The following is a 10,381-nucleotide window of genomic DNA, read 5'->3' as shown; positions in this document are numbered from 1 at the left end:
AAATTTTATTATGATAGCTGCTTTGAATTAAGCTACGATTGGCTGCTATGAGACCGTTATCTTGGAACAGAACTCTTGATATACTGGTTCAATATCGTTGAAGTCACTGACGCTTTGTAAGCAGCTCAAAGTGGTCAATTTGAAGGAGTGCTGATTAGAGTCAGGTACGTTATTGATTTTACTTTGTAATTTTAAAGGCTGATCAAGCTCAAAAATAAAATGGTCTGTGAGTGCGACCATATTTTTCACAGGCCATACATATTCAAAGTTGTAGCGGTTAGAGTCCATATCAGAACAGATAGCTAAGCTTAAATAGCGAACTTCTTTTAAAATATGGTAGTCATATCTAGTGAACAGACTGTCTTTAGGTAAAGTATAAAGCGTGATAGTACCGTCTTTAACAAGACTATAATCGCTATCACTTTTATCTACAGTGAGCGTTAGAGTCAAATCTTGATACAGTATTTGTCGCATACCATCGTACGGAATACGCGCAGCATCCTGTAAGTAAATATTTTCTTCCATACTTGAGTTGTATTGAGTGGTCGACAAATCTGGCACATCGCTATAAACGCGTTTGCCTATATTTTGACGTAAGAAATTTAGTAGCCAATAGCAGCTGTTATCAGCGTCTGTACTATTTTGAGTTAGGCTAGGTAATAGCGCAAAAGCACCAATACTTATTTCATTGATAGTGTCAGAATAAGGGTTAGCTTTACTTATTTGATCAAAATAGCCAGGATATAACGCAAAGGCACCGAACACAGGACGACTCTTATTTACACCGTTTTTGTGTTTGCTTTCATTGACGCGGATCAATGCATCACGGTAACGGTGCATTTGATTGATAGCATCATCAGGTACATAGTCAGTTGCTTCGATGTCTTGGTTGACATCATCGTACTGACTGTTTGTGGATTTAATACGGTATTTTGCATCGAATAACCAGATAAACCGTCTATCGTTAGGAAAAGTAACTTCTAATAAAATATCAGGTTTTTGGCTGACAGAATAGGTTCGAATCGCTTTGGTATTTTTGTTAAATGGTGGTTCATGAGCCAATCTAGCTTTAACGCCATCATCACGTTCAAATTTAAATGCACCAGCAAATCCATCTTTTAGCTGATATTCAAAAAAATTCTTAAGTTGTAGTTCTTGTTTCTTAGTAGCGACTTCCTTAAAACCCAACTCATCTATTAAGATATTTCTTAAGGTAAGAAAGCACCAAATTTCATAGATTTCTGCAACTGACTTCATGGAAATGCTGGATTGATTATCAAACACATCCAAATAAAACTTCAACTCTTGCCAAATTCTATATACTGAACTGTAGCCTACCTTTTGTTGCAACACCAATGACTCTCGCCCATGACCATTATAGTCGCCAACATTAGCCATAAAGCTTTGTTTCAGCATCTTTTGTAGGGGTTGTTGCCACTGATTAAGCTCATCTAAGAATGCATGCGATAGTCTTTGAGAGCCTGACTTTTCATTATCTTGCCTAAGCTTATGCTCAAAATCAGCCAGTTGTTTTTTGGTAGTGGATACAACCATTTTGATAAAACGGTTTTCTGGAGTGTCAGCACTGAGCCGTTTTTTTGTGACTTGATAACGCTGTTCATGCATACCCTTATCGAGATCTTCCTTTATCTTTGCTCCTAATCGCGCAGGTATTTTGCCTTTTATCCTCGCAGCTTTGGTATAAGACGTTTGAGCCTGTAAACGGCTATGCGGTGTTTGACTGACAACCTTTAAGGCATGAGACAGTTGATGACGCAAATGGCTGAAGTTTGCCAGCCAAAGCAGTGGAAACTGATGGCGTTGTTTGGTTTGCGCACTATCTTGTTCCATCTTTTCGACCAAACTAAATCGCCAAAGTGGAAAGGCGTTATCAATCGCTTGATACATCTTTGGTAAGTCATCATGCAAACTCATCTTAGTAGGTAGCACTTCAAAAGCGATGGTGCTTTTAAAGGTTTGAGATGACTTGGTGTAATTAAAGGGCAGACGTAGCCAACCAACATCATTTGCAGTATTGATCGTACCTGTTAAGCGTGCTGGTGTTGAACGTTGTTTATTTGCATCAATAAACCGAAAGCTCTTGTTGATAGCGTGGCTACGATGACTCAGATACGCTTCTTCCACGTCACCATTAAATATAACTTCAAACTGATATTGAAGGTTCTCAAAAAAGATAAAATTATCTAACTCTAAAGACTCTACTAAGCCTGAAGAAGATAGACTATCCTCTATAACCAAAGGCTCATTCATAAAATCAGCGTTAAGAATATCTAGGGGCGGAGAAAAGCGCACTATAGATGGTTGAGTATTATGATTACTGATAGCCTCACGTTTCTCTAAAGTAGACTGATAGGTTTTTTGACGTTTTTCAATGTCATTGCACCAGATAGACAGCTCAAAATTAGGGGTTTGTATCCTTAACAGATCTGGCATTGCTGCTCCATTGGTTTTACTATATTTATTCTACGACAAAAGATTTTATGGCCAAAAGCTAGTAAAGCCAGAACGTTCTAAACGCTGTTGCATCCAAGTTAGTTTAGCCTTGCTACGGCAAGTGATATTTAATACGCTACCATCTATGTTTTTACGATATAAATCAGGACGTAGTTTATCTTGATCATCTTCCATAGACCAAATATCAACAAGTTCCTGTTTTAAGATAGCTGTTAATTCTGTGAGTAACGACTTCTCATGACTGCTAACGGAATCATCTATAACTGCTAACTTGTCATGATCTCCTTCGATGCGCGGCAATACTTTGCACATCAAAAAGTCATCCCATACAGCTTGCAGCTGCTTATCATCTTTAGGATAGGCGCTAATCACAGCAAGCAGTAGCTCATTCAATGCTCTAAAAGCCAGTTGAAAAGGTGTATCATCTAATACTTTATTGATTGATTTCAGAAAATCAATGCTCTTACTACCATCACTATCTATCGGCGGTAACTTATCGATAGAGGCTTGAGAGTCAATAGGGTAGCTTAAGGCGTTATGAGTAACCTTCGGCTCAAAAAAGTCATCAAATTCATTAGGAAAAAAGTCACCAAAATCAAAACTCAAAGCGCGATCAATAACCTTACGCGAAAAACCATGTGTAGTTTCATCCATATTGACCGTACCAGCTACGATTAAATTAAAGGGCAGACCTAACCCATGCTCGCAGAACAAATCCCAAGCATCATCGTACTGCTCATCTGCAAATCCTAATGTATCACGTAATTTGTTTTTATCATCTAATTGTTTGATGGTCTCTGACTTTAAAAGAGAATCGCAGCAATAAGTGAATTGTTCATCCTCCCACTGCCATTCGCGAGTCTCTAAAACCGATAGATAATCAGCAAAGTATTGCTCGACAGGGGCTAGATTCATTTCATCTAAGCACAGCCAGTAAGGCAGTACTTGGTTAAGCTCGCTTTTATCACCTGTGACAGCGAGACCGTTACCCTCAGACTCTAGCTCAAGACCTGCATCAATAATGGCACGCCATGCTTTAGCAATGAATTGTAGTACGTCAGTGGTAATATATTCAGCGTTACCATTACCGCCTAAGCGTGAGGTATAGCCAAGTATATCGCTGGGTTCATGCCAGTCAGGGCGTACTGGGATAAGGCAATAAGTATCGCCAAGACTGCCTGTGAGTATAGCTTGGTCACGGACAAAGCGGGTTTTCCCCGTGCCAGATATCCCAGCTAAGAGTAGGAAAGGCTTTGAAATAGCTTTATTATCATAGTTTCTATTAATTTTAATGGGTTTTACTTTTTTATTTGAGGGTTCAAGTTTTGAAGTTATATTTTCTGAAGTTTGGTCAATAACCTCTATTTCACTTTGCAGAAAGTCATAGCCTTTAAAAATATCAAAATCGTAAGCTAAAAGTATATCGGTGATACCTGCAGAGCCATGTTTATAGAGGAGTGCACTAGCAAAAGGATTTCCACCTATTAGGATCCCAGGTCTCTTATTATTTATGATTATATTATCGAACCTTAAGAGTCCTTCTTTTGAGTATGTATTGTCTGATCCAGAAAAGGTGTTACCTGTAATTTTAAGTACATCCTGTCTTTGAATCGGTTTAGGACAATTGAAGTCAGTAGTAGAAATATCATCTATAAAAAATTCATTCCTAAAATCTTCTGGAATTTTTTTTAGTAACGTAAGTATCTCCTTCTCTGTAGCGTTCCAATACAAAGAGTACATGAAACTTTTTAAAGATATGCGACCTTTTTTTGAGTACCTTTCTTTTAGACCTTTACTCCAATATGGCTTCAGTAAAATATAATGAAATCCTTGTTGGTAAGGTTTTTTAGTATCTGAAAAATAAAATGCATTGTCCGCATATTTGGAGAATTTCTGCATATCAACCTTCAAATATCTATCTTTAATTCTACTTTCACAACTACAGATTAGACACAGCACAATACCGCAAAACTCTTCTGGTTTTGATACTGTATCTTTAATATCTTTTCTAGCTGAAACTAGAGTCTCAAGAGAGATGTATGGCATTACATGTACCTTTTTTATATTTATAAGTGCAACTAGATAGAGAGTATAATTTATTAAATCTTGAAGTGATTTATGGTTTATTAGAATACATCAATGTCTTATTTCCTGTCTTTTAACATAGCTAACACTTGATCCTCTCCAAACTGAGCAATCAACTCTTGCAGCTGGGCATTAGGATCAGCGGTATCTTTAGAATCCGCTCTAAACTCTGCCGTATCTCTGCCTTCACGCAGTGCATCTAAATAATCCGCCCACTTTTGCATCATATCACTACGATCGTCAATGTACTCAAATCGACCATAAGCTGTGCCATTAGGATCTTTGGTTGTATGACCCAAAGCCATCTCAACAAGCACGAGAGGATACTTTAATTGCTCTTGTAAGATGGTTTTCGCTGTCGCTCTAAAGCCGTGAGCACAATGAATGTCCTTGTAGCCCAAATCTTTTAAACGCTTATTCGCTGTCGCATCAGAGATGATCTGATGCTTTTTTGCTGTCTCACTGTAGAAGACAAACTTAGTATGACCATTGATTTGCTGCTGCGCGCGTAAGATAGCCACTGCTTGACGGGGTAGGGGCACGACCATGTCCTTAACCATGTTTACCTTGCCTTGTCCTTTGAGCGGCTTTAGAGTCCACCTGCCAACATCCAAGTCCAAATCAGCCCAGCGCATACGCCTTAGGTCGCCATTACGCACGAATAGTAACGCCAATAGCCTAAGAGAATTGATAGTGTTTAAGTCACCTTCTATAGTTTCGATATCACGTAGTAGCTTAGCTAAATCTTTAGGTTTGGTGATCGCAGGACGATGACCATAGCTCGATTTAGCCAATTGGCTTTTGATCAAGGCAGCTGGATTGCTACTACAGAAGCCGCGAGCACCAGCATAGACAAATACGTCGCTAGCAATACCTGCACAGCGTTCAGCCTTATCTGTGGGTTTGCCAGCTTTGTTTAATGACTTAGCTTGGATGTCTAATAGCACCTCAAGCATTCTAGGTGAATCTATTTCACTGATAGGCTGATCACCAATATATGAGCATATAAGTTCTAAGCGACCTTTCTTACGGATTAAGGTATTACCTTTTTGAGTCTGATCTAAGCTATCAAAATATTCCCAAGCAAAATGATTAAATGAGTTTTTAGTTTTACTAACAATACTATTCTTTAATGCTTCACGATAATCTTTGGGATCAATATTACGACTTAGTAGCTCTTCATAGTCACGCCAGATTTCACAGGCACGAGCGAACGAGACGTTTGGATACACGCCAAGCGATATACGTTTATTTTTTGAGTGAGTAGGAGAAAGGTAGCGATAAACCCAAGACTTAGTGCCGTTAGGTCTGACCATGAGATACAGCATGGGATAGTTTTTGACAGAGACTAGATATTCTTTGTCATTAGCTTTATGGCTGCTAATACTGCGATCAGAACTGATAGGTTTGCGTGCTTCCATAACTGACACCCCAATGTACATTTAAAAACCAGTGTACATAGTAGTGTACATCAGATGCATGGATTGGAATAGATATTAAAAGACAGTATAGAACGCCAGATACAGCAAAGCCCCTGATATCAGGGGCTTTAGATGTTCTATAAGATAGTATAGGACTATGTAATGGTACCCGGAGCCGGACTTGAACCGGCACGCTATTGCTAGCGAGGGATTTTAAATCCCTTGTGTCTACCAATTTCACCACCCGGGCAAAACTTGTTTTATCTAATATGTAAACTAGCTGATAGACCATCTAGTTACTAGATAAGTGCTCGCTATTATAGTCAGTTATGATAATAATGCAAGCTTAAATTAACGTAAAGTTAATAAATAATTGGAGGCTGGAGTCGGAATCGAACCGGCGTTAACGGAGTTGCAGTCCGCTGCATGACCACTCTGCCATCCAGCCAATCAAGGTCGCCTATATTAGCAAAAATATAGTAAATTACAAGTCATTTTTTCATTAAAAACAGATTATTTACTAGCTTGTATATTTTTCACCATCATTTATGGTTATTCACGCCAATAAATGCCCTAATTTATCATCACTATGTACCTTCCTAGTGAAGATAAAACAAGATAGCGCTATTAAATTAAGTGCTACTTACTAAACAATATCTTCATTATTAAGTTTGGCTTTTTTGATATCACGATACGTGGCGGTACAAATTAATATCAGTACACCAAGTGTTATGGCGGGCCAGATTAAAATATAAGTGCCGTAGATAAAGACGTTATCCATAATTATATCCTTATAGTATTTTTAGCAGTTTACGCTTAGTCAGTGCTATTAAGTTTTTCAGACTGACTAAGGGTTATTTATATAAGACAGTTTTTAGTTAACACAATTTAAATCTTTGATACTTGTGAAGCCTCAGGTTTTTTATCGTAATCACCCACACGTTGTTTGATTAAGTCAAAGTCAAAATGTTCGTCACCCATCAGGCTGACTATCACACAGACGATAGTACTGGCGCCATAAGCGGTCAGTGAGGCGAGTAAAACCATGTATTGACGCAAGAAGCCAGTGGCAAATATTAACATCAGTACTAGCGTAATCGCAGCGGCACCCATGCCAACCTTACGACCTAAAAAGCCAAAGACCATCAACCCAATAACGACAGCACCACCGACACTAGCCAATATTTCAAAGAATAGAGCTGTGAACCCCGTAATAGGTATTAATTCAAAGCGTGCCACACAGAATAAGAGGAGTCCGACGATGACAGCAGCAGTAAATGCGGTATTGGTCACACGATTCCAGAACACACTGGCGATGACAGGGAATACGATCGCACCCCATAATGCGCCAACGAAGACTAGCATTACTAAAATATCGAGCTTAAAGCTGGCAAAAATCAGTCCTGCGGCTGTTGCGACAATCATCGTGCTACGACCGACAAGCATCATAGTTTTGGGTTTAACTTTACCTTTTTTAGCAATATTTTTGCCGTAGACATCCGCCATCATAATCGTTGAGAGCGCTGACAAGTCTGAGTCAGCCGTTGAGGATAGCGAGCCAATGACTAAAATAAAGAATAAGGCAATAAAGACAGGATGCAGGTAGGTACTAACCATTTGTGGAATCAGGTTATTCATGTTGCCATCAAGTGGCTCGATACCTATAGTGACCGCCATTAATCCAATCATACCCAAGCCAATGACGATACCAGCATAGCCAACAGTAGCAGTGACAAAAGTTGCTTTAATTTTAGTTTTGTCAATTGCAAATAAGCGCTGAGTGATGGTTTGATTGCCGATAGCGTATGCTAATACTGCAACAAAATAAGGTGCTCCTTGCTGAAAAAATGCTTCAGAAGAAAAGAAATTTTGCTGCTCCAGTGTAAGATTGGACAGTCCCTCAACCATCACCTCAGGTCCACCCATAGAAAATAGTACCGCCGGAATAATGACGACACCAATGGCCATCAAGGCGACTAATTGAGCAAAGTCAGTGAAGACGGATGCGCGAAACCCTGACGTTAACGTATAGCTTAGGACGCCGATACCTGCGATCATTACCCCTGTTTGGAATGATAATGGTGACAAAACTGAAACTAAGGCTCCAGCAGCGGTAAAGTTGACCATCAAGCTAATTAAGCTGCCCATAATATTGGATATTGCTAAAATTAATTGGCTTGATGAACCATGACGGGCGTGAATGAGTTCACCTAAGGTATGACCATCTGGCGCCAACTCACGAAAGCGCATACCAAAAGGGTAGATGAACAAAATCATTAAGGCGCCCCAAAAGCCATAATGTATCGGCCCTGACACTCCATATTTATAGCCGGAGGTAGCAGCAGCATAAAATGATGCCGCCCAAATCCAAGTGGCGGTCATACTAGCTGCACCCATACCAAAGCCAACACCGTGACCTGCGACCATAAAACCAGAAGTCGTTTCTTTGTCTTTTTTGATTAATAAAGACAGTAGGTAGGTGCCGCCATAAAATGCTAACAACAATAAAATAATGGTTAATGATGAAAATTGGAACAATGACTCAGTTTTCAAATTCATACCTCGCAATTGTTTGGATTAATAAAGTTTAGTAAAATTAAAGATACCAAACCTTTCGGAATATAATAAAGCCTACAAACTCTCATACTGAGTGAAATGTATGTGGCTAAGATAAATAGCAAAAACATCAACGATAGTGATAAGCAAATGCTAAGTGTTGTGCCGCTGTCTTAATGACTCACATCGTGCTAAATCAAAGAGACAGGGGCTACTCTTAATAGGCATGAGTTAATGGATAAACCACCACGCTATTAATATGCATACACAAAGGTAGCTGAGTGCTAGAGAAGGCTCATATGATGAGCGTCTATAGCAAAATTACGAATAGGCACTAAGCCATGGTGACATGACTTGAGCTAGGTTTAGACAGCCTTATCAGCTGTAATACGCAGTAGTTAAGCGATTTTCATTTGACTACTGCAATTGATGCATCATCTGTCATTTACATACTAAGCAATGTGCGGTCTGAATTGTCAGCACAATAGAGGTAGCATCATAAAAAAGACAGATCTGTTAATTGTATGTAACGTGTTCGTGAGGTAAGGGTAACCTATTATCTCTCTAACCTCAAATTTTAGACGATATTTATCAGGGTCTGTTAAATATTCAAATAGTAGGGCTGTTGATCGCTAAAATTTTACCCAACACAAGCCGATGATAATGTTGAGACCTTAACTAGAATAGCTTAACATCGGAGGTTTAAGGCTAGCTATAAATAGGTGGTGGTGGAAGGTATAGGCATGAAGGGGTGAGAAGTAATGAGATGGTTTGGAAAGTTATTATTTGTACTGAGGACACATTTTAGTTTTTGTATTGAACATTTATTGAATCGACTATAACCATAATGTTTAGAAGGGTCAGATACCTGAATAGTAAGTCACTCTGTCATTACGTAAGAAGCCTGCCAAACCTAGTCCATAACGTTCAGCGACACGTACAGCCGTACTAGTAGGCGCAGACATGCCAATCAACCAAGGTATACGTCCGCGCACAGACTTTTGCACCAGCTCAATCGATAACCGTGAAGTCATTAGAACGCAGTCGATATCGATTTTTTGTCGTAGCTGCCAACCAATCAGTTTATCAAGGGCGTTATGGCGTCCCACATCTTCAAATAGATATAACTGGTCATTATGCATCGTGGCGGCGGCATGCACAGCGCCGGTCAATTGATGCGTATGCTGTGTGGCATCAACTTGTTGTCGCATTTTCAATAAATAATCTAGACTGGGTATGGTCGGTTTATTATTTGAGTGGTTTTTATCCCTGTCTTGGATATAGGCACTCAAATCGGGTAGTGCCTGTGTCAATCCAGTGATGCCGCACATACCGCAACCTGTACGCCCTGCGAGCTGACGTTTTTGGGCTTGAATACGCTGATGACAGCGTTGATTCAATACTAGCTCGACGATATAGATATCATAGTCTTGTAACTGCTTTAAGGTTTGTTCGAGGTTTTCAGGTTCAAGATCAACGGTGTTTTTCTCAAAGGTGACAGGCTTATAGCTTACGGTATCGGTCAGCTGAGTGACCTCCCAATCGAGCAGTTCGTGGCTGTGCTGGATTAGGCCTTCGCTAAATAAAAATCCAACAGCCAAATACTCTAGTTGATGAGGACTGGCCATCAGTACAGCGTAGTGAATACCATTGATAATGATGGCAACCGCAGCCTCTACAGCGAGGCTAGCTGGTTGACAATCAATATGTGCTCCATCGATATTATCACCGTTTTGACTGGCTGATGCATAAGAATGCTTTTGCGACAAATGAGTACGAACCAGTGGTGACATAGGTTTATTTATGGCTGTCTTTGTTACTTCCACTGTCTTGCTTTCATACTG

Annotated in this window: 6 protein-coding genes and 2 tRNA genes; all 8 read right to left on the bottom strand. The window is 39.6% G+C overall.

Going from position 1 to position 10,381, the window contains the following annotated elements; genetic code table 11:
* Positions 1 to 45: 45 nt before the first annotated feature.
* The 8 genes from ACT3RN_RS05325 to fdhD all read right to left on the bottom strand — a co-directional run bounded on the left by ACT3RN_RS05325 (position 46) and on the right by fdhD (position 10,330).
* Positions 46 to 2,454, bottom strand: coding sequence for a DUF2357 domain-containing protein (locus ACT3RN_RS05325; RefSeq protein WP_192519545.1), 2,409 nt, complete (start codon positions 2,452 to 2,454; stop codon positions 46 to 48).
* A gap of 45 nt (positions 2,455 to 2,499) precedes the next feature.
* Positions 2,500 to 4,521: an McrB family protein gene (locus ACT3RN_RS05320; RefSeq protein ID WP_192519546.1), complete on the bottom strand. Its 2,022-nt coding sequence runs from the start codon at positions 4,519 to 4,521 to the stop codon at positions 2,500 to 2,502.
* 98 nt (positions 4,522 to 4,619) lie between these two features.
* On the bottom strand, positions 4,620 to 5,981 hold the full coding sequence (locus tag ACT3RN_RS05315) for a tyrosine-type recombinase/integrase (protein ID WP_192519547.1): 1,362 nt from the start codon (positions 5,979 to 5,981) through the stop codon (positions 4,620 to 4,622).
* 163 nt (positions 5,982 to 6,144) lie between these two features.
* A tRNA-Leu gene (locus ACT3RN_RS05310) sits at positions 6,145 to 6,231 on the bottom strand.
* A gap of 124 nt (positions 6,232 to 6,355) precedes the next feature.
* Positions 6,356 to 6,429: transfer RNA gene (locus ACT3RN_RS05305), tRNA-Cys, on the bottom strand.
* A gap of 198 nt (positions 6,430 to 6,627) precedes the next feature.
* Positions 6,628 to 6,762, bottom strand: coding sequence for a putative transporter small subunit (locus ACT3RN_RS05300; RefSeq protein ID WP_225739189.1), 135 nt, complete (start codon positions 6,760 to 6,762; stop codon positions 6,628 to 6,630).
* Positions 6,763 to 6,869: 107 nt separating this feature from the next.
* Positions 6,870 to 8,540: a sodium:solute symporter family protein gene (locus ACT3RN_RS05295; protein WP_263972659.1), complete on the bottom strand. Its 1,671-nt coding sequence runs from the start codon at positions 8,538 to 8,540 to the stop codon at positions 6,870 to 6,872.
* Between the two features lie 857 nt (positions 8,541 to 9,397).
* Positions 9,398 to 10,330, bottom strand: coding sequence for a formate dehydrogenase accessory sulfurtransferase FdhD (gene fdhD / locus ACT3RN_RS05290; RefSeq protein WP_192519554.1), 933 nt, complete (start codon positions 10,328 to 10,330; stop codon positions 9,398 to 9,400).
* Positions 10,331 to 10,381 lie beyond the last annotated feature (51 nt).

The sequence above is a fragment of the Psychrobacter sp. AOP5-GZ1-6 genome, assembly GCF_052376345.1.
Taxonomy (GTDB): domain Bacteria; phylum Pseudomonadota; class Gammaproteobacteria; order Pseudomonadales; family Moraxellaceae; genus Psychrobacter.
The sequence above is the reverse complement of the archived record's forward strand: the minus strand, read 5'-3'. Positions and strand labels throughout refer to the sequence as shown.